Here is a 26,457-nt window from a genome sequence, read left to right as displayed (position 1 = left end):
CCTTCTTGCCCTCAAGCACCTTCTTGAGGGTAATTTTCTTTCAAGATTTCGCAACGATTATTTGCTTATCTTGTGTAATTTTTGTTTTTATCTCGACAATTGCAGAAAAAACATTTGCAATACATGTAGACAATGTGCCTCTTAATTCTCTAAACTATTAAAACGTTACGGAAGAGTGGCAGAGCGGTCGAATGCGTCTGATTCGAAATCAGAAGTTCTCTTACAGGAACCAGGGGTTCGAATCCCTTCTCTTCCGATACTTTTACTTTACTGTGATTGTACTAAAAAGAAAGTTATAGAATTCTTCTATAATAAAAAATTCTCGAGTATTCAGGATAAGCTATCAAATAAAATCAACTTAGCGGTTACAGTTATACTATTCTTTCCCTTTTAGATAGCTTAGGAGGGATTCATAATACTCATCTGAAAGATTTTTACGAAGCTGAGACCATTGGATATCGGCGAGCTGATGATTATAATTGTTCACACGTAAGCTCGCGGGAGTGTAGAGCATCCCTATAAAATAGATATTTGTCTTTTTACAAAAAGCATCGATAGTACGTAAACGTTCTGCATCATGATCGATATAGATGATTTGACTTGGCTGAGAAGATATGTTTCTTAAAAAAATTTCTAAAGCTTCATTCATTCCTAGATTATTTTTTATCCCTCCAACAAACCAAACATTTTTTTCTATAGCCATCTCTTCTATAGGTTTCTTTTCTGTCGTAGATTGAGATAGCCAACCGTCTTGACAAATCGCTGGACATGAAGTGAAATCTATGTTTAAAGAACGCAAAACTCCGAGAGTCTTCTTAATCAAATTTATAGGCCTTTGAGAAACCCCCAAAACCCAAGATCGTTTCAAAGACAAGCCTACGAGTGTATTTTTTAGGTTAGGGCTCACTAATTCATATTCCACAAGAAAAGAAATCCCCATCCATTCAAGAAACGCCTGTTCCTTGGCCTGCTCTCTAGTTAATATTGTCGAAAGCTCTTTTTCTCTATAATACAGCCATGCAGACTGGCCTATCATCTGTTTCGGAAAAATTACAGTATCTTCGATATTGAAACATACTAAGGTTTTCTCCCTAGCAAATCTATTAACTGCTTGGACATCTGTAATTTTAATTACTACCGCCTCAAGAGAGGGGATTTTACATAAACATAGAATAAATAAAATGAAAACATTTCGTCTCATAAAAGACCTTACAAAAACACAAGAAAGATTACATAGCAATTTGTATGAGAATATACTCCAGTAAATCATTACAACCTGAGTTACATGATCATAGTAAATAAAAAGGGCCCTAAGCACCCTCAGGGGGAAAGAGAATGCGTAGGGCTTGTTTTGTAAACATCATGTTAATTCGTTTTCGGGAGAGCATCTAAAACTAGTTGTGCCACTTCATCCATAATTACTTGCAAACCCTGGGATCCCTGGAGCTCTGCAGCTGTGGCATAAGGATGAGTATAATCAAAAAGACTCTTTTGAGCAGGATAGTATACCAATCCTAAAAACTTCATGCCCCAATCTATACAAGCAGAACCTATAACTTTAATAGCATCTGGATCTTCTCCTAAAAAAATAATTTTTTTAGGAGAAAGATTTAGTTCAGCAAAGAGTTGGCTCAGAGCATCTACTGTAGAATGTTGTCCAGAAAAAAGCACTCCTCGATAAAAAAGAGACGCGTCTGAAGGAGTGCTCGGTATCTTTAAAAAGAGGTTTTCTGAAGATACGGAGCGTCTTTCAAAATTTATATTCTGCTGAAGCAAATTATGCAAAGTACAAGGAACAGCCTCTATGCCAAACGAAGAGATGCCTAAAACCAAACTATTAGAAGTTACAAGTATAGTATTTAACTGCTCTGGAATGTTACTTTCTAAACAGTCTTTCTTCCTAAAGATATCAATAGCGAGAGCTTCTTCTACTAAACGTTGGTTTCCCTCTTGTTCATTACCAAACAATTTAAATAATTGCCTACGTCTAGTTTCATACCATCCTGGACTACCTAAAGAAGGATGTTGAAGCAGTCCACGGTCTACATCGATACAAAATATTGTACTTTCATCTTCATTTTCTAAATAAGAAAGGACTTTGTTAAAGGAATAAATAATCTGTAGAGAAATTTTCTTTTTTTTCGGGAGCGCCTCTGCAGAATTGAAGAGACCCATTATGACACCTGCTACTGTTGCTATATAAAAATATATTCTTTTTGTCTTAATTCTCGACATTTGTTTCCAGCAGGATCGATTTGCATAGGCATTATAAACTTTTTTTAAATAAAAGCAATAATAAAGGTGGTTCACAGTACATTCTAGGACAGTTTTTGTCATCAAAAAATCAACTTAACAAATTGAATTTCTAAAACTAAATAAAGTGTATCTGTGAAAAGCTTTCTGCTATTCGCTCTAACTGTTGGGGCATCATATTCTCCTATTTCACCAAATAATTTTTATTAAATTATTCCTAAGTGTAAGAAACACCTCCCTGGGAACTCTTCTTAAAGCTTCTCAAGCTAATGCAAGAAATTTTTTTAATTTTATAGATTTTAAAAAAATTACTTTATACAATCGCTAACGTTCTAATTTTAAATGAGGTGAAAACACAAAAACAACAGTCCTGATTGGAATTGTGTTTGTAAATACTATAAGTATTTGCATAGGCTCATCTTTTTAATGTCGAAGTTTTCTAATTTTCAATGACTGAAAATAAATTGTTCAATTCTAAATTGGCATTGCTCCGGAATAAAGATTGGGACTCGCTTGTTAAAACACGCTATCTCCAAGTAATAGCTCACTAATTTCTTAGGCCTACTAGATAAAGAGTTCTTCTTAACTCTATGAAAATCAAAACAAATCTAAACTATTAGAGGTGGTTTTATGGTTTGTCCAAGCAATTTTTGGTCATCACTTTGCGGCAGTTGCACTGTCCAATGGAGCGAAGTAAGAACAGAGGAAACCGGGGGTATAAATTTAGGAGGAGAGACAAGCACAAATACAGTTGTAACTACACAACCTAAAATAACAAAGGTAGAGAAACATCTGCAGTTTACCACAACAGCACCTGATGACAGTGTACTAAAAACAATTCAAGAAGCAGGCAATTTAGTTGATGCTGTCCTATCACATCAGCGAACACAAAGATGTGCTGCGTATTGTTATGAGTCATGTTCTGATGGATGTAGTAGTTATTGCGGTGCTTTCGGAAGGTTCGTTTGCGGAATCTACAATGCTTGTTGTTTTGATCAAGAGAATGCTATTTCCAATCTTGTTCGAGAATGTGATAAAATATACGGCCCCATTTGTGTAGCGTTGGCTGCTAAACACATGAGCTGGAATTTAATGGAGCTAGCAGAAAGTAATGCCCCATTGAGTGAGGAAGAGAAAAATTCTTTCAAACAACAATGCGCAGAAGCTAAGGATAATCTCTATGGAACTATGTCATACCTATCTCAACAATTTTTCTTTAAAGGAGTAGATAGCATTAGAGAGCAAGGCTTAGAGAATTCACTAATTCAAACCGTTCTAAATTTCATTGCTACAAGATCTTGGGAAAAAGCAGAAACATCCATTCAAGAAGGTGCTACATCCTCTCTTCAGTCTTCTCCTACTTGTTATGTCCTCACTTCAACTCCTCTTGGTTTACAAACTTCATCCCCTACTCAACCCGAAGCTCGACGACCATCCTACGTCCCTCTAAAAAACGAACAGAACCTAGCAAACAAAATTAATCTCAAAAAAATACAGAAAGAATTAGCAAAGATCCAAGTAATAAATCTAAAAACAGGAGAGGTATGCCCTATGGGTCATCTTTCTTGCCTATTGGTAAGGATGCTTGAACACTTTCTCATATTTGTAGGAGGAGGTCCCTCTTCAAACCTAGGATTGACAGGTGCAGGGATATGTTATACAAGTGAACAATTTCTAGAGATAATTATCCTACTTTTATTGTGTATTGGCTATTGTCCTATAGCAACTGATAGTAGTCCTGGGATAGATAAAGATGATCTTACGGATCCCATTATACTACTTTTCTATCAATTTCAACATGCTTATCAGGGAGGAAAAGGAAAGCTTTCAAAACAAAAACCTGCATTATTAAGACAAACGAGTATTCACTCACCAACTCCAGCAGACTCATTTCTACCTGGAGAGGAGTCAGACGAGGAGGAAGAGGAGAAGGATGACGATATAGTGTACCAAAATCAAATTCTTGAATGCTCAGGACATTTACAAACTATATTTCTAGGAATAAACAAGTCGTAACTTCTCTATATCTTGGGGGCAAGACCCGTGCGTTTTTTCAAGCATGTGATTTTTTGCAAATGGCTATGTTTTACTAAGAGTCTTTTAAGGCTGCAGCCTTTAAAAACGATACGAAAATTTTCGCATATAAACCACAGAATATTTTCGAAATTTAAAAAACAAATTGACTAATAACAAAAAATCATTTTAAACTTTCTGTCTAAAAAATTTTTTACAAAAAATAATATCAAATATTTTCTATATTTAGACTTCTTGCAATGAATTATCATTCAAAAATAATTCTAAGGGATTTGCTATCGATAGGTTTTTTCTCTATAGAGAACTCCGAATTAAAAATATTTGCATAACTTAATCTTATAAAAGGAAAATTTTTATGACCTGTCCAATTGGAGGCTTCAGTTGTTTTTATCGCGAACAACCAAGAAATCCTCAACCAGAAAATATTCCACTCCAAGGACAAGATCCTTCTAATCCACCAATCACACAACAGCCTAGACGTGAAATGGGGTTTAATATCTCATCTCCAGAAGGCCTATTAGATACAGCAAAACAAGCAGGTCAACTAGTAAATGATCTTTTAGATAGCGCTAGAATGCAACGCCTAGGGAACTATTGTAATAGAACAGGAACGCCTTGGTGTGAACAGCATTGTCCTGGCTTTTTGCAATGGATATGGGGAGGGTGCTGTGCCTGTTGCTTAAACACCACTGACAATCCCGATAATCCTCAATCAATTTTCTTACAAGAACTCGTAAACCTTTTCGGACCTATTTGTGTTGGGCTAGCTTTTCAACACTACCCAGAACATCAAACGAAAGTTCAAAGTGGTCTCATGTTAAACGAAAGCGAGAAAGCTGATCTCAAAAATATTTGTCAACAGACGCTGACAGCGCTTCAAAAAACACAAACACACTGCCTGGCTTACCCTCTACGTTGTTTGTTGCTTAGCAACGAGTCCGGGGACAATATAAGTGAAGGGGAATACTCTTCTAAGGTACTGGAAGCTGTATGCAGTGTTTCAGCACCCGGTGTATTTTCACCTGACAATCCTCCTACTACTTGGATCTTACAAGCAGATTCTTCAGCAGCACAAGAAGACAGCGACGATACACTTCTTCAAGGTGCTGTTGGAGGTGCTCCACGGGCTAGCTCAAGTTACCGTGTAACATGTAAATTAAATTGTAAGCATCTGTTGCACAAATTAGCCAGGTTAGAGGTCTATAGCGTCGATTCAGGATATACGGGCCCTTTAGGACAAGCTGCTCAGACTGTGGTTGATCAAATAAAGCGAACACTAAAATGCCTAGTCCTTGGTACAGGCACGCTATTCCAGACTCCTGGATTCGGATTGAGTCTCGAGTCAGATGTATTCCAACTCCTAGTACTGCTGTGTCTTCTTGCACAAGGATATATTCCTGTAGATCCTTTAGATCCCAGCAAACCTTGTATTGATCCTGATGCCGAAGGTCCATGGCAAAACATCATCCGAACATTATTAAGAGAAGGCCGAGGGAGAACTTATCGTTGGGCCGCGTATAGCACTCACTCGGGTTTAGACGATCCGGATCTAGAAGTAGACGGTACTTCGCAGCAGCACTCAAAAAAGCATACTACTAAGCAGCAACCTTCTGGTCTCCCTCAAGCAACGACAAGTCATCACCATAGACACCCAGATGAAAGCGATTCTAAAACTACAGGAAGAAAACAGCCTGATCTAGGTGTACCTCTAGAAGATCATGAGGATAAGGATAACCCATGGTCCCCTGGTAACCAACAAGCACTTTTGCAATCATCTAGGAAAGCCCAACACTGTTTCTTCTTAGGATAAAAGTACTACCTACTCATCTGTTGGTCTAAATATAGACCAACAGGCCTTGAGTTAAAAAACAGAAAACAGAGACCCTAACCACCATATGGAAATTCCCCCTAAAACAATTAATCCTGCCCACCAAAGGTTTGACCAAGAATGAATAGCTCTTTCAGGAGAATTCCTCCCCCCCATGGACTCAAGGTCCAAAAGCATTTCCATATTATGCTCTGAAAAGTCCTTGAAAATTTTCATTACATAGGGATGTTCTTGTAAAATAGTTTCGCCATCCAATCCAAGATAAGTAGCATACTTTTTAATAAATCCTTGAGCATAAATTGGGGAAATTAACTTGCCTAAATATCCCTGTTCAATAGCTTCTAAACAAGAATAACGTATCGAAGTTGCAGCTTCTACATCTTTTAATGATAGTGATTGAGACTCTCTTGACACACGAAAAATCTCGCCTAGATGTAGAAGTTCTTTATGTATGTGTTCCTTCATAAAATCAACTTTACCTATTTACTGTTCCTCAAAAACCCTGAGACTTTAAAATACAAGATAGTTTTCACGCCTATATCTTTTGCACTCCTAAGTTATTTGCAGGAATATACAAAATTGTCTTTTAATTTGTACTTGGAAAATGTCTTCTCTATACAGTATATTACTTAGAAATAAAAATAATAAACCCCTAGCATCTTGTTTATAGGGTTAAGAACCAAGCAGTTGTAAGCATTTTTATAATTCATAGGTAGATTTCCTGCATGTCAACACCCTTTGTTATTACTTTAACAACCTCTGCTCAAAATAATTTAAGAACTCAACTGGAAGAAAAAGATTTCACCTTTTCTCAGCCACAAAATACTATATTTCAAGCTCAGTCTAAATCTGTTACCTGTACCCTATATTCCTCAGGTAAACTTGTTATACAGGGTAAGGGAGCTCAAGAATTTATAGAATTTTTCCTGGAACCTGAAGTTTTGCACAGATTTACTCATACCGCCTTAGAACAAGATCTTCGCCCACGATTAGGAGTAGATGAATCTGGGAAAGGAGATTTTTTTGGTCCCCTATGTATAGCAGGAGTCTATGCTGATCAATCTGAGATTTTAAAAAAACTTTATGATAGTAACGTTCAAGACTCTAAAAATCTTAAAGATAGTAAAATTATTTCCTTAGCACGGATCATACGCTCGTTATGTGTCTGTGATCTAATCATCTTGTATCCAGAAAAATACAACGAGCTGTATAGAAAATTTCATAACTTAAATAAGCTTCTTGCTTGGGCTCACGCTACTATTATCAATAACTTAGCACCCAGGCCTTCGGGAGATGTATTTGCAATTTCAGATCAGTTTGCATCTTCCAAACAGACTTTACTCAATGCTCTCAAGCAAAAAGCAACCGACATTTCTGTGATACAAAAAACCCACGCAGAACAAGATGTTATTGTAGCCGCAGCTTCGATAATAGCTCGGGACGCATTTGTAAATTCAATACAAAAACTAGAACAAAAATATCAGTTGCAGCTTCCTAAAGGTTCGGGAAGTAACGTTAAAGAAACAGCAAAGGTAATTGCCAAACAAAGAGGGAAAGATTTTTTAGAAAAGATTAGTAAAACACATTTTAAAACTTTTGAAGAAATATAGTCGTGAAGATAGCTTCGTTCTGATTTAATCAAGTCTAGGAAGCAAGTAAAAATCCTGCATTTTAATTAAGAAACAATTTCCTCTTTACTCAAATGTGAGTTATAACGACGCTTAATTTTCTCTAAAGCAGCTTTAAATTTCTTTGGATCTCGAGGTTCTTCCATAAGGTCAATATAGAGAATTCCATTAAGATGGTCTGTTTCGTGCATAATGATACGAGCAGTAAATCCTTCTAAATTCTCGGTAAACGTCTTTCCATTAAGATCCATAGCAGTCACTGTAATGTTTTTAGGACGAAATACTTCGCCCCGTAGTCCAGGAATTGAAAGGCATCCTTCTCTACCTATTACCAGTGTTTCAGAAGGATTAGACAGAGTCGGATTGATAAATACCCTCGGAGACTCACAAAAAATCAATTCTCCATCTAGGCTCTCTCTCTCTACACACATAACAAATAGGCTGATATTTTTTCCTACTTGGGGGGCAGCGAGGCCTACCCCTCTATGGGCTTCCATAGTATCACACATATCTCTAACAAGATTTTGAATTTCATCTGTAATCTCTGTAATTAAAACAGATTTTTTCCTTAAAATAGGACTACCGTAATATTCTAATCGTCTAATCATGGTCTATAACATGGCCTTAATAGATTTCTAGGAAGAAGGCTGATAAAACAAATATGTAAAGCCAAAATACTTCTTATACTGATAAATCAATATACTTTGGGCAAAAAAAGAATTTCTTAGCGCCAGGAATGACAGAGACATGGAAGAGGATACTAAAAAACTGTCATTCTTATTTAAAAGATGAAGGCCTCGTAAAGTCATACTTCGTTTGAGAATAAAAACCAGCCTACTCTCCTTCTTGACTAGAAAAACACCTAGCCAAAGAGGCAAGAAATTAAACGTGATTTTTTTTAATCTTTATCAGCAGCAACTTCACTTTGAATCTCCTCAGAAACACTTACTGGAAATTCTTTAATATCTAACTTTTTTCCTAAGAGATTTGTTGAAAACGAAAGTAATAAACAGCCTACACAGAAAGCAACAGCAAACCATGTGGTTACTTTTTTCAAAATATCTGGAGTAGAAACACCAAATACAGAATCTCCAGAATCCACACCGAACGAAGAACCTAATCCCATGCTCTTACTTTCTTGAACTAAAATTAAGCTACAAAGAACTACACATAGAAAAAGGAAGATGAATAAAAATGCGTAAAATAACACCGTCATGCCGTTCTCCTTACCTAAAGACACCGATTAAAATACAAGAAATTGAGCAATGGAAAATCCTTATTTTTAGTGCTAGATGTAAATGCTAGAAGCACCGTTCTCCTAGCACATGATACAGATCTAATCCAATACGTAAGCTTGTGGATCTAGATAACATTGTGGTAAAAAAAGCAATTATTGACCATCTGAAAATTAATTCTATATATAGAGACATATTCGTCTTCATGCCCTTCCATCATATAGCTATCATCACACTCTGTTCTTTGATTATCGTCCGATGGGGAAAATAGATCAAAGTTAAGGTTTTCAGTAAATCCCTGACAACAACAACCTAAGAAACAAAGAAAAAATAGGTATAACAATTTCATAAATCTCCTAAACTACCAACAAAAATTTCTAGCCACATCAAAAAAATTTTGAGCCTCCAAAGAAGCTCCACCGACTAAAAGGCCATCCACATCATCACATTGACCTAAATCCTGAGCGTTATCCGCTTTCACAGATCCTCCATATAAAATGGGAACTGTCTCTGCTACGATTTTAGAAAATCTTTTTGCTAGCACCTCACGACAAAACAAGTGAATACGCTGGACATCAGAGGCTTTAGCCACCTGCCCTGTGCCAATTGCCCATATAGGCTCATAAGCAATCAAAAAGTCGACATTATTCGGAATTTCTTTTAGTCCTGAAAGTAGCTGGGTTTCGATTAGCTCACACGTCTTTCCCTGTTCACGAACTGTTAGGCTCTCACCAATGCAAAGAACAGGGACAAGTCCTGCCTGAGCCACAGCCTTTACTTTAGAAGCTATGAAAGAATCACTCTCTCCAAAAATATGCCGTCGCTCTGAATGCCCTACTAAAACAAACTTTACCCCAACCTCCCCCAGCATGAGCAAGGAAATCTCTCCAGTAAAAGCTCCCGCAGTCTCTGGATATACGTTTTGTGCCCCTAACCAAACAGAAGCACCCGTAGCGTTTATTACCTTATCACAAGAGTACAAAGAGGTAAATGGAGGAGCAATACCTATAGTACACCCAAGAGGTTCTCCCTCTAATAGAGCAGCAAGTGTTTGAACGTACGCTTCTGTATCCTGTATTGTTTTATGCATTTTCCAGTTGCCCAAAGCATAACGTTTTCTCGTCATATTGTTCTCCTTACTTTCCTGAAAGAATCAATGATTTTTTAATAGTTTTCTATCAGAAAATGAACTAATCTAAACCCTCTCAATTCTGCAGAGAGGCCTTCCTATTATGTCATCGCCTCCAGAGGCTGTTGCACTTTTAACTGAGCGCATTAAGACTCTTCTTGAGTCAAATTTTTGTCATGTCGTAGTTAAAGGCGAACTTAGCAACGTCTCCTTACAGCCTAGTGGACATCTCTATTTTGGCATTAAAGATAATAAAGCTTTCCTTAACGGTGCGTTTTTCCATTTTAAAAGTAAGTATTATGAACGCAAACCTAAAGACGGAGATGCTGTTATTATTCACGGGAAGCTCGCTGTCTATGCTCCTAGGGGACAATACCAAATTGTAGCTCATGCTTTGGTTTATTCTGGAGAAGGCGATCTCTTACAAAAATTTGAAGAAATTAAAAAACGTCTTACTGCTGAAGGATATTTCGCTGTTGAGAAGAAAAAGCCACTTCCTAGCACTCCCAAATGCATCGGTGTCATTACTAGCCCAATAGGGGCTGTCATTCAAGATATCTTGCAAGTACTTTCTCGACGCGCCTATAACTATAAAGTGTTCATTTATCCAGTTACTGTGCAAGGAAGTTCTGCGGCTCATGAAATCTCAAAAGCAATTGAAGTCATGAACACTGAGGGCCTGGCCGACGTACTTATTATTGCTCGAGGTGGAGGCAGTATCGAAGATCTCTGGGCATTCAACGAAGAAATTTTAGTTAAAGCAATCCATGCAAGCAGACTACCGATACTTTCTGCTGTTGGCCATGAAACAGACTATACCTTATGTGATTTTGCTGCTGATGTACGCGCTCCTACCCCTTCTGCAGCGGCAGAAATTGTATGTAAAAGTAGTGAGGAGCAAGTGCAAATCTTAGAAGGGTATCTGCGTTATCTGATATCTCACTCACGACAATTCCTTGCATCAAAAAAACAACAACTTATTCCTTGGAGACGCTTTTTAGATCGTGCAGAATTCTATGCTACAGCACAACAACAGATCGACTATATTGAAATAGCCATTAAAAAATGTATACTGACAAAGCTTAATCAAAGTAAACAATACTATACCAACATCTCACGTTGGCTACAAGGAGACCTTGTTTCTCGAACAAACTGTAAACTTCAAGACTTACAAAAAATGCTTTTACAAGCCTTATCCCATAAACTACTTTCCATCCAAAGACACTGCTATCAAGTAAAAAAAAATCTTATACCCCCTCGCCAACTTCAACAGCTATCACAGAAATTATCTTCCCGGCAGCAACAACTCAAGGCCTTGATCTCCCGACGACTGCACTATCAAAGAGAGGTTTTTTGTCATAAGCATGCTTTGCTTAAGCATGCTCAAAATGCTTTAGAGCAACAGCTCTCTATTCATTTGCAACATCTCAAGCTACTAGAGAAACGTCTAGCGCGAGAATGCTTGTTAAATGTCCAAAATCAAAAAATCTTGTATGAAAATTTAAACGAAACTTTTGCAACAATTTTAGAGCATCGTTACGCAAGTTATGTCTCCCGTTACTCTGCGTTAAAGGAACAACTTCATTCCTTAAATCCTAAAAATGTTTTAAAACGCGGATACTCAATGCTCTTTGACTTTAATAAAAAGTTCGCTATTATTTCTGTGGATAACTTACAAGAAAATGGTCGTGTAAGGGTTCGGTTGCATGATGGCGAAGCCATTTTAACTGTGACAGATATAGAAGTTGATAAACGTATAAAGGGCTAGGCCATGGAAGAAGTCCCCTTTGAGAATGCAATGCAACGGTTAGAAGAAATTGCCGATCTAATGAATCAACCTACAACATCTTTAGATACATCTCTGGCATTATATGAGGAAGCTGATTCCTTAATGCGTATTTGTGAAGCTCGCATTCGACAAGTAGAGCAAAGAGTTCATGAACTCTCAGAACGGCGTCATGAAAGTTCCAACTCTCAAGAATAAACGCTAGCCAGGTAGTCCTATGGTAGAAGCCAATCACGACAATCCGTTATTAAAGGAGTTATTTGCCCTTCAGCAATCCCTAGAAAACCTAACTTCTTTGGGCGATGTTCTAAGTACATATGAGACAATGTTTTTGTTAATCCACGCAGGATTACATAGAGCTTTAAAAAAAAATCAACAGTCGTATCTTCTTTCTATTGACTCTAAGGGAGACCTACGTAAAAGTCCTTCTGGAGATCCTATATTACAAACATTTTCTATCCATCCACATAACTAAGACAATGGCTTCTTCTTCCTTTCCCCTTTTAGATCAAATATTGTCTCCTACAGATTTAAAGAAGCTACCTATTGCTCAACTTCCTGATCTAGCCGAAGAAATCCGTTATCGCATTATCTCGGTATTATCACAAACAGGCGGTCACCTCTCTTCAAACCTAGGCATGGTAGAACTTACTATAGCCTTGCACTATGTTTTTTCTTCCCCCAAGGATAAATTTATTTTTGATGTAGGACACCAAACCTATTCGCATAAACTACTCACAGGACGAAATACAGAGAGATTCGACCGCATTCGCAATGATAACGGACTCAGTGGTTTTATTAACCCTACAGAAGCAGATCATGATTTATTTTTCTCAGGACACGCAGGGACAGCGTTATCTTTAGCCTTAGGAATGGCAAAAACAACTCCTTTAGAATCACGTACACATGTGATTCCTATTCTCGGAGATGCTGCATTTTCTTGTGGTCTTACTTTAGAAGCTTTAAACAATGTTTCAACTGATTTATCCAAGTTTATTGTCATTTTGAATGACAATAATATGTCTATATCTAAAAACGTGGGGATGATGTCCCAAATCTTCTCTCGATGGCTACATCATCCTACCACAAACAAACTCACCAAGCAAGTTGAGCAGTGGCTTTCTAAGATTCCACGCTATGGGACTAACCTAGCAAAACATAGCCACAAACTCTCACAGTGTGTTAAGAATCTATTTTGTCCTGCCCCTCTATTTGAACAATTTGGCTTGGCTTATGTCGGTCCTGTAGACGGTCATAATCTTAAAAAAATGATTACTCTACTTCAGACAATCAGGAACTTACCTTTTCCTATTCTCTTTCATGTCTGCACAACTAAAGGTAAAGGTTTAGATCAAGCTCAAGAGAATCCTGCGAAATATCATGGTGTAAGTGCAAATTTCAATAAATCAGAAACAGAAAAACATCTTCCCATTATTAAGCCCAAGCCTTCTTTCCCAGATATATTTGGTCAGACAGTATGTGAACTCGGCGAGATTTCTTCTCGCCTCCATGTTGTGACTCCTGCAATGTCATTAGGATCACGCTTGGAAGGATTTAAACAAAAATTTCCTGAGCGTTTCTTTGATGTCGGGATTGCCGAAAGCCATGCTGTAACCTTTAGTGCTGGAATTGCCAAAGCTGGCAATCCTGTGATCTGTTCGATATATTCTACATTTTTACATCGTGCTTTAGACAATGTTTTCCATGACGTCTGTATGCAACATCTTCCAGTTATCTTTGCTATAGATCGAGCAGGACTTGCTTATAGCGATGGACGCAGTCACCACGGCATCTATGATATGAGCTTTCTACGTGCTATGCCCCAGATGATCATCTGCCAACCACGTAGCCATGTAGTATTACAACAACTTCTCTTCTCTTCTTTACACTGGTCTGCTCCCTGTGCCATTCGCTACCCTAATGTTCCGGCTCCTTACGGTGATCCTCTTAACGGTGATCCAAATTTCTTAAGAGCTCCAGGAAATGCTGAGACTCTATCACAAGGTGAAGACGTCCTAATTATAGCTCTAGGCACTCTCTGCTTCACAGCATTATCTATAAAACACCAGTTACTCGCTTATGGGATTTCTGCAACGGTTGTAGACCCTATCTTTGTAAAACCCTTAGACAACGATTTATTCAGCCTTCTTCTCATGAAGCATTCTAAAGTGATTACAATGGAAGAGCACTCTATTCGCGGAGGACTCTCATCAGAGTTTAATAATTTTGTATCTATGTTCAATTTTAAGGTAGATGTTTTGAATTTTGCGATTCCCGATATATTCCTGCCACACGGCAGCAAAAATGCTCTTACAAAAGCTGCTGGCATTGATGAGAATAGTATGATGAACCGTATTCTTACCCACTTCAACTTTAGATCAAAAAATCAATCTTTTGGAGATATAAAAGTTTAGTTTTTATCTTTAAAGAATTCTAAGCAAACTCTATAAGACTCCTATCATATTATGAAACAGGTTAAGGTAATCGTTTAAACTGAGAACCTCGGGACGCACATTTAGAGAAAAATCTAATTGCTGTAAAACCTTAGCGACCTTATCTTTGGGATAAAGATTTTTCAAAGTATTAACAAGTGTTTTACGGCGTTGTTGGAATGCTGTTCTTGTTAGATTAAAGAACAGTGGAATTTTCTCTTTTGATAAAGGGAATTGCTCTTTTACCTTCATATGGATGACAGCAGAATGTACATTTGGTTTAGGATAAAAGCATGAAGGAGTCACCTTAAAGGCATAGTGTATATCAGCAAAAAACTGTAAAAAAATGGTTAAAGAACTATAATCCCTGCTTCCAGGTTGAGCTACTATACGTTGAGCTACTTCATTTTGTACCATGACAGTCACTGTTTTCCATAGATCTGGAGCTTCAGAAAATAATTTTGTAAGTAATGGAGTCGTAATATGGTAGGGAAGATTTGCAACCACTCTACCTTTCCCAAGGACCCTATAATCTTCCAACTGATCTAAGGAATATTTACAAGCATCGGTAATTTCTAAGCGGATAGGAAGCTCCTCTAAAGATCGTACAAACATGGGATCTTTTTCAATAGCAATTAGCTGGACTCCCGCAGCCACAAGACCTTCTGTAAGAGCTCCGAATCCTGGGCCTATTTCTAAAACCCAATCTCCAGGAACAACTTGGGATGTGCTAATGATCTTTTTGACAATATTTTGATCGACCAAAAAATTCTGAGACAAGCGTTTCTTGGGTTTATTCTGGACTTCAGAAAGAAAGCGCGTAAGCTGCGCAGGAGAACTTCTTGTCACTAAAGCTCCTACAATAAGGAAAACAACGGGGGAGCTTCTTCAGAAAGAAGTTTTGTAATCATAGAAGCATCATAACCATAGCGTTTACGCAACTTATCCTTGTATTGCTTCTCTACGCTTTCAGCTTCTAAAGCAAAAAGATGTTGTTTGATCTTAGGCTCCATAAGATCTAGAGATTCTACAGAACCTGTAGCCTTGTCTAATAACATATAAAGTTTATATCCGGACTTGTGAGCTTTAGGTAAACCGCAGAATTCTTCAGGATACCCAATCGCATCGAGCTCCTGCTTATGGCTTTCTGACAACTCGCTATTCTCTCGAGAAAATTCGTCTGAACACACTAGTTGTCCGCCTTGAGAGACCACAAGAGCGCTTAAACGATCTTTATCCCAATTTTTTCCTTCATTTAGACGAGCACGCACCTTGTCTGCAATCTGACTAGCCAAAGATTCTGTATTTGCCTTAACGGTAAGCACACGATATTTCCAAATTATTTTCTTCGAAGCTTCTTCTTCTAGCTGTTTATAGTATTCTCGTATCTTTCCTGGAGTTACTTTCAACATAACTTTAGAGCGCACCATCATCCCCATCACCCGTTGAGCTGTTAGGGTTCGATCTATCACATTGAAAATATCATTAGCTGTCATTTCAAAATGAGCATACAAGGGAGAGAGATCTCTACCAAACATTTCTTCAATTTCTTGGTTTACTGAGGTTGGATCTGTACTGATTTTCTTTTCCTTGGCGTCTGCAACCATTAAAAATTCATCAATTACAGACTCAAGGACTACAGGCCACATAGCAGTATAGTACTGAGAACGTGCTGAAAAAGAATCTATAAGATGGGGGTAAGAATTATAAAATAACAAATTTAACTTATGAATAACGTCTAATGTAGTGACTACATTCTCTTCATCTACCTTAAACAAAATACGATCGTGGATTGCCAATCCTGCAGGGTTTGCTTCCCTAGATTCTAAAAAATTCTCATATCTAGAAGAAGCCATAGGAATTTCAGTTGAGTATCCCAAACGTATTCCTAATAACAAACATCCAATATTTATTAAAAAAATCCCCTGCAGGGCCTGGTGTGATTTCATAACTTCCTACCCTATAGATTTTCACCTGCCTAGGGACTTTACTATAAGGAATTGTGATAATTTTGGCCACTTAGAGAAGTAAGTTTTCTTTTTTGAAGATACAAAATTTTAGTTAGTAAAAATGATCTTAACTTCTAATTTTGAAATAAAGATGTATTCTTTGGCTGTTTCTTTAAGAAAATTAGGAGATTAGGTAACAACGAAAAGATTCCAGGTCTTTAAATTTTCTACCTTGATCTACTTCTAAAACATAGATCACAGTCTCTGCAGAGTTCCCTTTAGGAATCAAACTATGTTGATATTCTGGAAGTATAGACTCTAAGAGTTCTCGGTTATCCTGGGTCATCCAAATTAAAGATATATAGGGAAGAAATAACCCTGACAAAGACTGTAAAATAGTTCCACGATCCTTCACGTTTCCTAAGGCAATTAATACCTTAATATGTTTTCTAGAAAAGTAGCTCTGAGCTGCAATTAGCAATCCCAATGAAGAAAATTTATGAGTATGACCATACGCTTGGGCTAACTGTAAAATCTCTTCAGCATAGGTAAGATAGTCTTTTTTTTCTGTAATGAGGTGAAGCGACAACAAACACTGACATACCAAGGCATTCCCTGATATTGCCTCGCCATCAGAGAGATTGGACTGCTTGATTAGCAATGTATTATCACGGCCATCAACACTATAAAAGCCCCCTCCTTCTGAATGAAAGGAGACGAGCACTTCCTCCATAAGTTCTTTAGCAAAGCCCAGCCAATGAGATCCACATCCCGATTGATAAAGGGCGAGCACTCCCAAAATAAGAGCCCCATAATCTTCTAAGCTAGCTCGATATTTTGCCTCTCCTTCTCTCCACCTTCGGTAAAGTTCATGGTGCTTATAGAGAGAACTACGGACAAACTCTCCACACTTTTCACCTATATCAATATATTCGGGTTCTCCAAGAATACGGCCTGAGTGAACAAGAGTATAAATCATCCAACCGTTATTAAAGGCTAAAGATAGATCATCTTTCGAGCGATGGGGCCGTTTTTCTCTAATTGTTTTCAAGACCGCTCGTGATCTATCAATAACAGCTTCAATAGCCTCTTTAGAACAGTTGTGTTTTTCCGCAAGCTCTTCTATATCCATATCCACAGGAATATGTAGTATATTTCTTCCGTTGAAAAAGCCTTCCCTGGAAATCGCATAGTAATCACAGAAAATCTCTGCGTCCTTACCTAAAGCACTGATAATCTCTTCTCCAGACCATGTATAAAAATTCTGCCCTCCAGATCCCCAATTTTCTGCTTGCTCCGAACTATAAAATGCTCCAACCTTGGGATCATATAACTCACTTAGGATATAAGAAAGGACGCGCTTTCCTATAACACGATATTCTTCTTTTCTAATACACGTCCAAGCTTCTAGGTAGTTTAAAGCCATTAAAGCATTATCAATAAGCCGTTGTTCAAATGCAGGGATCTGCCATTTATCATCTATAGTATAAGAATAGAAACCGCCTCCAATATGATCTCGGATGCCCCCCAAAGCAAGCATACTCAAAGAACGATCAACAAAAAATAAACCACGACTCTCTTGATGCTCAACACCATACCTTAGGAAAAATTGTAAGAGCAAACCAGGCAACCGCTTAGGAAAGGCCTTGACTCCTCCATAGTGAGGATCAATATCTTGATACAAAGCTTCTACGGTACGCTTTAAAGAGCTCTCCTCTATTACTTCTTTTCTTACACACCCTTCTAAAAAGGACGCTATTTCTATGACTTTCGTAGCCTGTTCGATAAGGGCCTCTCGCTCCTCAACATCGTCCCACATAAAGTGAAGCTTATCAATCATCTGAGCAAATGAGGGGAGACCAAGTTTCCCTTCATTTCCTAAATAATTTATAGAGAAAAAAGGAATTAAATCTGGAGTAAGAAAGACGTTTAAAGGCCATGAAGTAGATTCTTGATGATCTGCCGATACTGAAAGCATCTGAGCAAGATCACTATAAAGCTTGGCTACATAAGGAAGCTCTTCCTTATCCACTTTTACATTCACGAAATACTCGTTAAGCATGGCAGCAATTTCAGGATTTGTATAACTCTCCTGTAACATCACCTGACACCATCGAGAATGCTTACAGCCTATAGATAAAAAGATAGGCTTATTCTCAACAGCAGCAATATGAAAAGCTTCGGTTCCCCAAGGATACCAATTGACCGGAGTATGAGCATAAAGAAGCAAATATGGAGATTTCTCTGTGATTAGCTTATTCGTATATAGAGGCTCAGGCATAGCAAAAATAAAAAAGTAAAAGTATATAATCTATTTTAAATAAAAACCCATGCTTTTAATACAAATTTTATAAAACCTTAAAAAGGGCAGCCAATCCTTTTATTTATAAAGGATTCAAAATCACCAGAATTAATATAATTAAATCAAAATAAATTATATAAATTTATTCTCTAAGAAACAAGGAACCACACATCTATATTAGTAAGAAACGCTTTTCTTCTAAAAAAGAAGTAATGTTTCTTATACCTCTAAAAAACAATGAATTTTTAAAACTTAGATTTATATAGGATTATCCCAAACAGAACAAACATTCCTAAGACTGAACAAGAACAATATAAGGTAGAACACCTCTCTTATTTCATTAGTTCGTTTGATTGATGCTTCTAAAAGTTATTGGAAGCTCAAAAAATAATGTTATAGATATCTTTAATTCTCTTTTACTTAAATCTATACCTATAGTAAGATTTTCTGGTCTTATTCACTTTTTGCCTAAAATACCGGCTAATATACTTAATGATTTCTGCTCTTGCCGTTTCTAATCAATTATTATCCCCGGAAACGACTCAGCAGGAGTCTCCTAGGCTTTCTATAATTAAATCACGAGTTTTTGAAATTACTCTACTTATTCTTGGAATTATCTTTTTAATATGTGGTGTTATCTTATTCACAATAAGCATCCCCGGATTTAGCTCAGTGCTTTCTTTAGGCATTGGGGTATTTACATCTGTCTTAGGCGTACTTGTGTTCTCTCTAGGGATTCTTTTGCTGATCATAAATCAAGGCCCTCTAAAAGAAGTTTCTAAGCAAGATTCACCCCCATCTTCTATCGAGATGTCAGATCCTAAGAAACCTCTTAATGTAGGGATAAGGGAGTTAAATCAAGCAGTTGCCTACTTAGAAAAAAGTAGGAATTGGACTGATCAAAACCAAGATTTAGTTGAAAAAACAGAGAAACAATTAAAGTCTTTAGACTTTAATTTAAAGAATATTTTTCTTGAGATATCAGATATCAGATTTTTCTTAGAACAAAAAGAGTATTATTTTATGGAGGCTCAAAACTATCTAGAGTCCTCTGCTAACGAGATGATTCTTAACTTAAAATTGCTATCTAACACAATCGTTAATGCCGCTATAGATGAGAGCAAAATTCGCCAGGCATTAAAGAATGCTGAAACACTAACGTTTAACTTTATAGACGCATGCGCGGCATTTAAAAAAGTTCAAGCTAATTTTGAAGAAAGCAGTTTCATATTAACCAAGCATATGTTTGAGAAAAGTTTAAGTTCTTTAGAGCAACTTGTTTTCAAGAATATTGTAAGAAGTCATAAACAAGTGCTTTTTTTAAATACATATCCTACTGAAAGACCTCTACAAAAAGATCATCTTTTAGATCAATTTAAACAAAATATCTTTTGTTTGAAAGAAGATGGGACAATAGATCTATCTGATGCGATTCATTGGGCTCTCCCTGCTAGAAACTCTAGAAAAAACATAGAGAAGATCCAAGGACACAAATTATGGTCTGATACCCATCTCTATCAAATGAAGCTTCTAAAATATCTTTCCCTAAAATCTATATACAATAACCAGCCTACCGAAAAAAATCATAAACAGCTTTGTAAAGCAAAAAAAAATTTTGATTCCCAATGCGACAAGCTCCAGGCACTTGAATATAATAGGGTAGAAGCCCAGCTGAAAGAGCTGAAAGATCTCTATCCTAATGTTGAAGTTCCTATTAACCCAAGCAGCATCACCAAAGAGTTTCCCAATGTTAAGCCTAGTCTACAACAACGGTTAAACAAGATCCAAGAAGAAGCAAACCTATGTAAGAAACAGCAAGCGAAGTACTTCAAGGAATTAGAAGAAAAAAGAAGCAGCCACACAGACAAGTCTACCGCTAAAAAGAAAAATAAGTGTCAGAAAAGTCTGGAAAAATTACAACTATCTTCATCAACTGTTGAGCAATACTGTGCTGACTTAAAAGCATCTCTAAAAAATATAAACTTAGTTTTAGATGAAAAAACAACTAATACAGAGATTCTATACATCGAAAAAAGACTGAAAGCTCTGGAAGAAGAGCTTAAAGATATTCCTAACAAAATTGGTTATATTGAAAAGCTTTTATCTCATAGAGAAGCTATGCTTTTTACTACGAATGAACATTTAAGCAATGCTCAGCTACAACGCAATACGTACTCCACTAGTGAAATAACATCTGCATCCGACACTCTACTTAAACAACTCCAAGATTTCGATATAAAGATACAAAACATCTCCTCACAATATGAGAAGGAAAAAGAATTATTATTTGAAAAGAAAAATATTTTCAAACAATCCGTAAATACATTTGAAGCTACCAGCTTGAATTTTATAAAAGAAGAACTGCTTCAAAATATGAGCGAACTGCAATTTATGGCCAGAAGCTCTGCTTCTCTTCGAAATGCTATTATACCTAGTCTGAAGATCTATATCAGTTATTTTGAACGAGAATACAACAATCTCTCCAAGAAAATTCTGCAAACGGTGACAAAGTACAAGACCGCTCAACATAAATTGATTTCCGACAGAACAGATTCTAAATCCTCCTCACCACAACGAGTTACTTTAAAAGAAAAAGATATAAATAAACGACAAAGAAAAGAAGATCTTCTAGTTTCTCAGAAACTGCAAATTCTTGAAGAACGTATACGAAACCTCAAACCATTATAGCTATTATTGGTTCAAAAACCATTAAAAGACCTAAGTATTGATACTTAACTTAAATAATATAGCTTGTCAAGAACTTGAGTTTTCTAAATTAGGAGCTTTATAAAGTGATTTGCAACTAGAAGTGTTAGTACAAACCTGTTGCTAACTAATCGCAAGAATTGAGGGCATACTAAAAGACCTGGTTAGCATCTAAAAAGATAAAAGAGTAAAAACTAGTTAATTTTAAATCATGACTGTAAATTTAAATAATGCGCTTAACAGTTCCTTCCCAAACATACCTCTAAGCATGCTTTCAGAAGTGTCTGGAATGTCCCTGGGATCTTTTATAGCAAGAAAAGTTCAGATTTTCGCAATAATTCTGTTTATTCTTGGTGCTATTTTGCTAGCAATTGGTGCTGCCTTAGCAGTAGTGGGTTTTTTCAGAGCTGGAATTCCCTTATGTTCTATAGGAAGCCTAATACTTACTCTAGGCCTACTGTTACTTATTAAAAAAGATACAGTAGTAAAAGCTGCCTGTTTAAAAGCTTGTAATATGTTTTTAGATAAGCTTCCTACAGAGCTTATGAAATCTCAAGACAATGAAATTGAAACTCCTTCTAACTATAAACCAAGTACAGTTGCTCCTGTTAAAAAAGAATTTTCAACAACTAAATCAATAAGAAAAACAAAAGCAGAGATAATTCAAGAAGCGCAACAAATAATCGCTATTTCAGAAGTCGAATGGGTAGCAAGCAAAAACGAATTAAAAAGAAGTAACCTAAAGAAAGATATTAAAAATTCAGTAGTGCAAATGCTTAATAAGCTTCTACAAATTACTTCTCATTTCAAAAGGCTAATACATAAGGATAATTTGAGCTTAGCAGAAGAACAAGTATTACTTAGTCTGAGCAAAGAAATATGCAGAGCACAACCTATGCTGGAAGAACTATCCGTAACCCTTAACCATAAACACAAAACTCGGAAACACTAAGGGAAACTATGCAAGATAAACGTATTTATTTTTAGACAGTTAAAGCACTACTTTTTCTAACAACAAAACTGAATTCGAAAGGATTCAAAACTATTAATTTTTAAGCATACATCAAAAGATTATTTAAATTATGTCTCCACAATTAATCAACGAATCAAAAAGTCCTCTTAACGTACCTGTTAAAACTCTCTCAAAAGGAACTGGTGCAAATCCGACTCTTTCGATACAAAGAAAAGACCGAGTTTGGGGCATATTACTCCTTGTTCTTAGTCTTATTTTTTTCCTTCCTGGCATAGCCATATTAGTAGTGGGTTTTTTAGAAATTGGAATTTCTCTTTGTCTTTTAGGGTTATTGGGATTGATTTTAGGAATTTTCTTTTTAGTTAAAGCACGTACCTCTCTAAAAATACTTACTGATAAAACTCGTGAAGATATTGTAATCCAAGATCCTAAAAAAGACTTAGCTATTCTTGACGATGAAAGCTTGAGAGAAATTCCTATCTCTCCTACTCCTAAAACTTCTTTAAGAACTCCTCCTCCTATTGAAATTGAAGAAGAACCTTTAGTCATACCCTCTTATCCAATAGAAACAACAGAAGCCGAAAGAGCTCTTGAAGAAATTTCAGAAGATGTTAAGCAAGTGGAAATCTACTTAACAAAAATTAGGACTTGGTCTCATCAAAATCAAGGATTATTTGAAAAGACAGAGCAAAAATTAAAGACTTTAGAATCTGTTTTAGACGCAACTTTTTCTGAAATATCGCACCTTGAATTGTGCTTACTAAGACAAGAAGTTTATTTTTTAGAAGCCGAAGCAGCTTTAAAGAGACTCTGGAACAATGTCCAAGCAAGCCTAAATATGTTAGGCAGCATTATAGTTAGTCCAAACGAAGATAAAGGTGTACTTCGTAGTGCAACTAACCTAGCAAAAATGTACGCATCTGACTTTATAACTATGGTAACACGATTTAAAAACAGACAAGCTACTTTTAAATCAAGTACCCTTGCTGTGGCTAAACAAATGTTCGAGGAGAGTCTAGATTTATTAGCAACCAATGTTTATGAAAGCATCCTTACAAGTCATGAGTTGGAAACTTCTAGCAGTAAAGCTAAACAAAGGCTTCGGAAAAAGCGTAAGCTTTTACATGAACTCCAAACAAGCATCTTATGCTTAAGAGAAGATGGTTCGGTTAATTTCGCCGATATAAAACTCTGGGATTTTACTCAAACCGATGTGAAAATCAAGTTAGCGAAAATCAAAGCAAGTCCACGATTCGATCAAATAAGTAGCTTTAAGTCTCAGCTTTTCGAATATCTCTCTAATAAGCATATATGGGAAGAAAATCCGACTCAAAAAAATCGAAAATTTGTACAAAAAGAAAAAACTTTACTGGACAGCAAGATCCAAGAATTTTATAGCGAGGAGCTTAAGATAGCGATGAACAAGCTTAAAGAGCTTCAGGATCTCTATCCAAATACGAAAGTTCCTACTAAAGAAACCAGAATCAGAAGCGAAAAGCAAATAAGGTCTGATTTCAATTTACAAGAAGAGCTAGACAAAATTAGTCTAGAGGCCACGGAATGCCAAGAAAAACAAACTAAATACTTGGCATCCTTGGAACAAAAAAGACTAGTCGCTACCGGAACAACAGGTAAGGAAGATAAGAGACCATTAAAAGACTTTCAAACTTGTACTGAAAATCTAAACGCTTTTTCTCCTGATATGAAAAACAATATGCGTGCAGCCAAGTCATTCTTAGAATCTGAAACACGCGAAACAGAAGAGGAAATAAACAAGACGGAGATGTCATATATTCTCCAGCGTTTAGAAATACTCCAACAGGAAATTTCTAATATTCCTGTTATAATTCAACAAGGTAAGAAACTTCTGCTTCATAGAGAAAGTCTACTTACGGCTGCGAAACAAAAATTAACATATGCACAACACCAATTAGAAAAGCATTTAAAATGTTTACCTGAGGAAATGAAAAATAAGTACGAAATTGTAGCAACAAAGTTAAAAGAAACCTCTATAAATTATAGTCATGAGCAAACAATACTATTAAACCAGAAGAGTCATTTGAAACGGTCCTTAGATAGGTTTGAAAAAGAGGGAATGAATAATATACAAGAACGCCTCGTTAGTAATTTATTTGAACTTTGGCAATTTGCAGGAGAAGAGCATATTATCCATAATTCGATTCCTTGCCTACAGCTTTATCTTACGTATAAGAAAGCAGAGAAAAATAAAACCGCTAAGGCTGTTCTTAAATTAACAGAGCAGTATAAATCTTACCGCAGTATTCTAGACTTAAAAGAAATAGAAGAAAAACAATCTGTCTCACAAAACGAAGAATCTTTAAACGAAGAATTAGATAAGGAGGAGGAAAAAGAAGAAGGTCTTACTTGTTTGAAGCTTCAAATAACTCAAGAACGTATAGAAAATCTACAAACAAAATTGGGAACAATGCCAGAGTCACAACAAGCAACGATCAAGTCTAAAAAGAAGAAGAAAAAATAAAATATGTTTATTTCTACGATTAAATGATATTAAGAATCTATTTCTAAATAGATCTAAAATCCCTTTTAAAGGTTATCTAATTACATTATTAATGTTTTTATGATCATTGTACGATCGTTTCTAGTATTTTCTTTCATCAACCTATTTATAAAGGACTCTTTCTTAAAAGACGTTTCGAACTTTTAACAATCTAATTAGTTCGCTCAATAGTCTTATTATAACTACCAGAATCGATCTAAGTTTTCGTACCCAGGTAGTTTTTAATAAGAGAAGAAGCACGTTTCACTACTTCTAAACAACACTGAAAAAAATACAATGCGAGAATTAACACTTAGATTAGTATTATAGATTTGGATTCTAAAAGGAGGCTGGATCTCAATAAGCTTAGTAAGCCTTCTATCCTCTTCCTGAACATATCTTTATAAAGAAAAAAGCCTTTTCTATGTTTTAAATAGAAAAGGCTTTTCTAAAGATCCTATAAAAGAACGACCTTGTTAGAATCCGTATTGATAGCCCAATTCAAAGCCTGTATTATAGGCTAAATGACCTCTTTGTTTTTTTGTTTTTTCTAATGAAGTACATTGTGAATAACAATTCTGAATAACTTCACTTACTTGGAAAGTGAAAGCAGTATTTTCAGAAATAACAAAGCGCTCTCTGGCACTTAAGCTAAAAAATGCAGTATCTTTTGACGTTATCGGCATCTCTTTAGGCTCCCTACTTCCATGAGAAAGCACAGAACCAATCCTTGGAGCTATGTGCATATCAATATTAAAATCATGACGCCCTGATAGTGAAATCACTTCATAACGAACACCTATAGGAAGACTGACTATAGAATAGTATGTATTATTACTTGAGGTTGCACGTCGAAAAGGCTCCCCAGAAATACATCGAAATTTACTATAAATAAGAAGATTCTGAGATGCTTTTCTAGAATCAGTACTTACATCATTTGTAGAGAATATTGGACAAGCCATACCAAAATCTCCCAAACCTGTTACGTACATATGATGAATATCATTTTTTGTAATACTTAAGTCAGAACTCTTTTTAAGGTTTCTTTTTACATCTGATGTCAACCTAAAGAAGAAAAGTAAAGGACGTTTCTTGCCTACAATATACTTCATAAACCCAAGTGGTCTTGTAGTCATGCTACCGTGGACGGAAACTATTGAAGATGTCGCACGAGTTCTATGAGCATCAGAAACATCTTTAAGGCGTCCCTGCATTAATCCAGAGGCTATACCTATCTCATAAGAATCCCATATCCTAGATCTCAAACCAACTAAGTATCCACATGCAGTATAACGGAAAGGTTCTGACCCTTCAGCATCACATCGAGATGTAGATTTTGTGAAGATTGTGGATCCCCAAACCTCTCTTGAAAAATTGCTAGACAACATTTGAGAGTCTAAGAAATTACTAATTGCACAAAGATTACCTATTGAACTTTGAGCACTTAAGGACTCGAGAGATGCCTTTCTTTTAGAAAAAACATCTGAATTTTTTACAGACACATCTTCTGTTAATCCAGGATACGTATCATTCTCGTTCACTATTTTTTTTGTTTCTTCTATAGGATTTATTTCCTCTGTAGAAACACTAATTTCGGAAGCACCCAATACTGTTTGGGCTATTGAGAATATAATAAGACAACGAATAGAAAATTTAATCATAAACACTTTAACTGAAGTTATTT

The 26,457-nt window shown here is 36.3% G+C and carries 21 protein-coding genes and 1 tRNA gene; 11 read left to right on the top strand and 11 right to left on the bottom strand.

The genetic code is table 11. The features are described 5' to 3' along the window. Positions 1-169 precede the first annotated feature (169 nt). Positions 170-256: transfer RNA gene (locus C834KP_RS05235), tRNA-Ser, on the top strand. Positions 257-376: 120 nt separating this feature from the next. Here the strand turns inward: C834KP_RS05235 and C834KP_RS05230 are convergent. Both C834KP_RS05230 and C834KP_RS05225 read right to left on the bottom strand, forming a co-directional pair. Beyond that, on the bottom strand, positions 377-1,201 hold the full coding sequence (locus tag C834KP_RS05230; protein WP_108897102.1) for a DUF2608 domain-containing protein: 825 nt from the start codon (positions 1,199-1,201) through the stop codon (positions 377-379). Between the two features lie 164 nt (positions 1,202-1,365). Continuing rightward, positions 1,366-2,235, bottom strand: a complete 870-nt coding sequence (locus C834KP_RS05225; RefSeq protein ID WP_108897160.1) for a DUF2608 domain-containing protein — start codon at positions 2,233-2,235, stop codon at positions 1,366-1,368. 648 nt (positions 2,236-2,883) lie between these two features. Between C834KP_RS05225 and C834KP_RS05220 the strand changes: the two genes are divergently transcribed. Continuing rightward, on the top strand, positions 2,884-4,269 hold the full coding sequence (locus C834KP_RS05220; protein ID WP_108897101.1) for a hypothetical protein: 1,386 nt from the start codon (positions 2,884-2,886) through the stop codon (positions 4,267-4,269). A 373-nt stretch (positions 4,270-4,642) separates the two neighbouring features. Next, a complete protein-coding gene (locus C834KP_RS05215) occupies positions 4,643-6,097 on the top strand; it encodes a hypothetical protein (RefSeq protein ID WP_108897100.1) in 1,455 nt (484 codons plus the stop codon). 51 nt (positions 6,098-6,148) lie between these two features. Here the strand turns inward: C834KP_RS05215 and C834KP_RS05210 are convergent, their stop codons facing one another. Beyond that, positions 6,149-6,580: a helix-turn-helix domain-containing protein gene (locus C834KP_RS05210; protein ID WP_108897099.1), complete on the bottom strand. Its 432-nt coding sequence runs from the start codon at positions 6,578-6,580 to the stop codon at positions 6,149-6,151. Positions 6,581-6,840: 260 nt separating this feature from the next. On the opposite strand from C834KP_RS05210, the gene rnhC reads away from it, so the two are divergent. Continuing rightward, the gene (rnhC, locus tag C834KP_RS05205; RefSeq protein ID WP_108897098.1) at positions 6,841-7,725 is read left to right on the top strand and encodes a ribonuclease HIII; all 885 of its coding nucleotides are present in this window, start codon (positions 6,841-6,843) and stop codon (positions 7,723-7,725) included. Between the two features lie 65 nt (positions 7,726-7,790). Here the strand turns inward: rnhC and def are convergent, their stop codons facing one another. The 4 genes from def to tpiA form a co-directional block, all read right to left on the bottom strand. Next, positions 7,791-8,351, bottom strand: a complete 561-nt coding sequence (def, locus tag C834KP_RS05200; RefSeq protein WP_108897097.1) for a peptide deformylase — start codon at positions 8,349-8,351, stop codon at positions 7,791-7,793. A gap of 290 nt (positions 8,352-8,641) precedes the next feature. After that, entirely contained in the window at positions 8,642-8,959 is a 318-nt protein-coding gene (gene secG / locus C834KP_RS05195) for a preprotein translocase subunit SecG (protein ID WP_162295484.1), read from the bottom strand. A 146-nt stretch (positions 8,960-9,105) separates the two neighbouring features. Further along, positions 9,106-9,327: a hypothetical protein gene (locus C834KP_RS05190; protein WP_108897095.1), complete on the bottom strand. Its 222-nt coding sequence runs from the start codon at positions 9,325-9,327 to the stop codon at positions 9,106-9,108. Positions 9,328-9,339: 12 nt separating this feature from the next. After that, entirely contained in the window at positions 9,340-10,104 is a 765-nt protein-coding gene (gene tpiA, locus C834KP_RS05185; protein ID WP_108897094.1) for a triose-phosphate isomerase, read from the bottom strand. 106 nt (positions 10,105-10,210) lie between these two features. On the opposite strand from tpiA, the gene xseA reads away from it, so the two are divergent. From xseA to C834KP_RS05165, 4 genes are read left to right on the top strand one after another with little or no spacing between them, the layout of a single operon-like run. Beyond that, the gene (gene xseA / locus C834KP_RS05180; RefSeq protein ID WP_108897093.1) at positions 10,211-11,875 is read left to right on the top strand and encodes an exodeoxyribonuclease VII large subunit; all 1,665 of its coding nucleotides are present in this window, start codon (positions 10,211-10,213) and stop codon (positions 11,873-11,875) included. Positions 11,876-11,878: 3 nt separating this feature from the next. Beyond that, positions 11,879-12,091, top strand: a complete 213-nt coding sequence (locus C834KP_RS05175; protein ID WP_108897092.1) for an exodeoxyribonuclease VII small subunit — start codon at positions 11,879-11,881, stop codon at positions 12,089-12,091. A 19-nt stretch (positions 12,092-12,110) separates the two neighbouring features. Then, positions 12,111-12,368 (top strand): hypothetical protein, encoded by a 258-nt coding sequence (locus C834KP_RS05170; protein ID WP_108897091.1) that lies wholly within the window; start codon positions 12,111-12,113, stop codon positions 12,366-12,368. Between the two features lie 4 nt (positions 12,369-12,372). Then, positions 12,373-14,307: a 1-deoxy-D-xylulose-5-phosphate synthase gene (locus tag C834KP_RS05165; protein ID WP_108897090.1), complete on the top strand. Its 1,935-nt coding sequence runs from the start codon at positions 12,373-12,375 to the stop codon at positions 14,305-14,307. Positions 14,308-14,337: 30 nt separating this feature from the next. On the opposite strand, the gene rsmA is transcribed toward C834KP_RS05165, so the two are convergent. From rsmA to C834KP_RS05150, 3 genes are all read right to left on the bottom strand, one after another. After that, positions 14,338-15,174 carry a 16S rRNA (adenine(1518)-N(6)/adenine(1519)-N(6))-dimethyltransferase RsmA gene (gene rsmA, locus C834KP_RS05160; RefSeq protein ID WP_108897089.1) on the bottom strand — a complete coding sequence of 279 codons (837 nt, stop codon included), beginning with the start codon at positions 15,172-15,174 and terminating at the stop codon, positions 14,338-14,340. An 8-nt stretch (positions 15,175-15,182) separates the two neighbouring features. Then, positions 15,183-16,274: a hypothetical protein gene (locus C834KP_RS05155; protein WP_108897088.1), complete on the bottom strand. Its 1,092-nt coding sequence runs from the start codon at positions 16,272-16,274 to the stop codon at positions 15,183-15,185. 181 nt (positions 16,275-16,455) lie between these two features. Continuing rightward, positions 16,456-18,555, bottom strand: coding sequence for a thioredoxin domain-containing protein (locus C834KP_RS05150; protein ID WP_108897087.1), 2,100 nt, complete (start codon positions 18,553-18,555; stop codon positions 16,456-16,458). Between the two features lie 513 nt (positions 18,556-19,068). Here C834KP_RS05150 and C834KP_RS05145 point away from each other — a divergent pair. From C834KP_RS05145 to C834KP_RS05135, 3 genes are all read left to right on the top strand, one after another. Next, positions 19,069-21,264 carry a DUF1978 domain-containing protein gene (locus tag C834KP_RS05145; protein WP_108897086.1) on the top strand — a complete coding sequence of 732 codons (2,196 nt, stop codon included), beginning with the start codon at positions 19,069-19,071 and terminating at the stop codon, positions 21,262-21,264. Between the two features lie 307 nt (positions 21,265-21,571). Beyond that, a complete protein-coding gene (locus C834KP_RS05140) occupies positions 21,572-22,234 on the top strand; it encodes a hypothetical protein (protein WP_162295483.1) in 663 nt (220 codons plus the stop codon). Positions 22,235-22,364: 130 nt separating this feature from the next. Then, entirely contained in the window at positions 22,365-24,755 is a 2,391-nt protein-coding gene (locus C834KP_RS05135) for a DUF1978 domain-containing protein (protein ID WP_108897084.1), read from the top strand. 494 nt (positions 24,756-25,249) lie between these two features. Here C834KP_RS05135 and C834KP_RS05400 read toward each other — a convergent pair whose 3' ends face one another. Next, positions 25,250-26,434: a hypothetical protein gene (locus tag C834KP_RS05400; protein WP_231911687.1), complete on the bottom strand. Its 1,185-nt coding sequence runs from the start codon at positions 26,432-26,434 to the stop codon at positions 25,250-25,252. Positions 26,435-26,457: the final 23 nt, after the last annotated feature.

The organism is Chlamydia serpentis (genome assembly GCF_900239945.1).
Lineage (GTDB): Bacteria > Chlamydiota > Chlamydiia > Chlamydiales > Chlamydiaceae > Chlamydia > Chlamydia serpentis.
This window is presented reverse-complemented; position numbering and strand designations above follow the sequence as displayed.

What these genes read in the sequence shown, in the direction of transcription:
- C834KP_RS05220 (WP_108897101.1), top strand. Translation starts at nt 2,884, where the DNA reads ATGGTTTGTCCAAGCAATTTTTGGTCATCACTTTGCGGCAGTTGCACT.
- rnhC (WP_108897098.1), top strand. Translation starts at nt 6,841, where the DNA reads ATGTCAACACCCTTTGTTATTACTTTAACAACCTCTGCTCAAAATAAT.
- C834KP_RS05175 (WP_108897092.1), top strand. Translation starts at nt 11,879, where the DNA reads ATGGAAGAAGTCCCCTTTGAGAATGCAATGCAACGGTTAGAAGAAATT.
- C834KP_RS05155 (WP_108897088.1), bottom strand. Translation starts at nt 16,274, where the DNA reads ATGAAATCACACCAGGCCCTGCAGGGGATTTTTTTAATAAATATTGGA.
- def (WP_108897097.1), bottom strand. Translation starts at nt 8,351, where the DNA reads ATGATTAGACGATTAGAATATTACGGTAGTCCTATTTTAAGGAAAAAA.
- C834KP_RS05165 (WP_108897090.1), top strand. Translation starts at nt 12,373, where the DNA reads ATGGCTTCTTCTTCCTTTCCCCTTTTAGATCAAATATTGTCTCCTACA.
- C834KP_RS05150 (WP_108897087.1), bottom strand. Translation starts at nt 18,555, where the DNA reads ATGCCTGAGCCTCTATATACGAATAAGCTAATCACAGAGAAATCTCCA.
- C834KP_RS05145 (WP_108897086.1), top strand. Translation starts at nt 19,069, where the DNA reads ATGATTTCTGCTCTTGCCGTTTCTAATCAATTATTATCCCCGGAAACG.
- C834KP_RS05210 (WP_108897099.1), bottom strand. Translation starts at nt 6,580, where the DNA reads ATGAAGGAACACATACATAAAGAACTTCTACATCTAGGCGAGATTTTT.
- C834KP_RS05190 (WP_108897095.1), bottom strand. Translation starts at nt 9,327, where the DNA reads ATGAAATTGTTATACCTATTTTTTCTTTGTTTCTTAGGTTGTTGTTGT.
- secG (WP_162295484.1), bottom strand. Translation starts at nt 8,959, where the DNA reads ATGACGGTGTTATTTTACGCATTTTTATTCATCTTCCTTTTTCTATGT.
- C834KP_RS05230 (WP_108897102.1), bottom strand. Translation starts at nt 1,201, where the DNA reads ATGAGACGAAATGTTTTCATTTTATTTATTCTATGTTTATGTAAAATC.
- C834KP_RS05140 (WP_162295483.1), top strand. Translation starts at nt 21,572, where the DNA reads ATGTCCCTGGGATCTTTTATAGCAAGAAAAGTTCAGATTTTCGCAATA.
- C834KP_RS05170 (WP_108897091.1), top strand. Translation starts at nt 12,111, where the DNA reads ATGGTAGAAGCCAATCACGACAATCCGTTATTAAAGGAGTTATTTGCC.
- C834KP_RS05225 (WP_108897160.1), bottom strand. Translation starts at nt 2,235, where the DNA reads ATGTCGAGAATTAAGACAAAAAGAATATATTTTTATATAGCAACAGTA.
- C834KP_RS05135 (WP_108897084.1), top strand. Translation starts at nt 22,365, where the DNA reads ATGTCTCCACAATTAATCAACGAATCAAAAAGTCCTCTTAACGTACCT.
- C834KP_RS05215 (WP_108897100.1), top strand. Translation starts at nt 4,643, where the DNA reads ATGACCTGTCCAATTGGAGGCTTCAGTTGTTTTTATCGCGAACAACCA.
- C834KP_RS05400 (WP_231911687.1), bottom strand. Translation starts at nt 26,434, where the DNA reads ATGATTAAATTTTCTATTCGTTGTCTTATTATATTCTCAATAGCCCAA.
- tpiA (WP_108897094.1), bottom strand. Translation starts at nt 10,104, where the DNA reads ATGACGAGAAAACGTTATGCTTTGGGCAACTGGAAAATGCATAAAACA.
- xseA (WP_108897093.1), top strand. Translation starts at nt 10,211, where the DNA reads ATGTCATCGCCTCCAGAGGCTGTTGCACTTTTAACTGAGCGCATTAAG.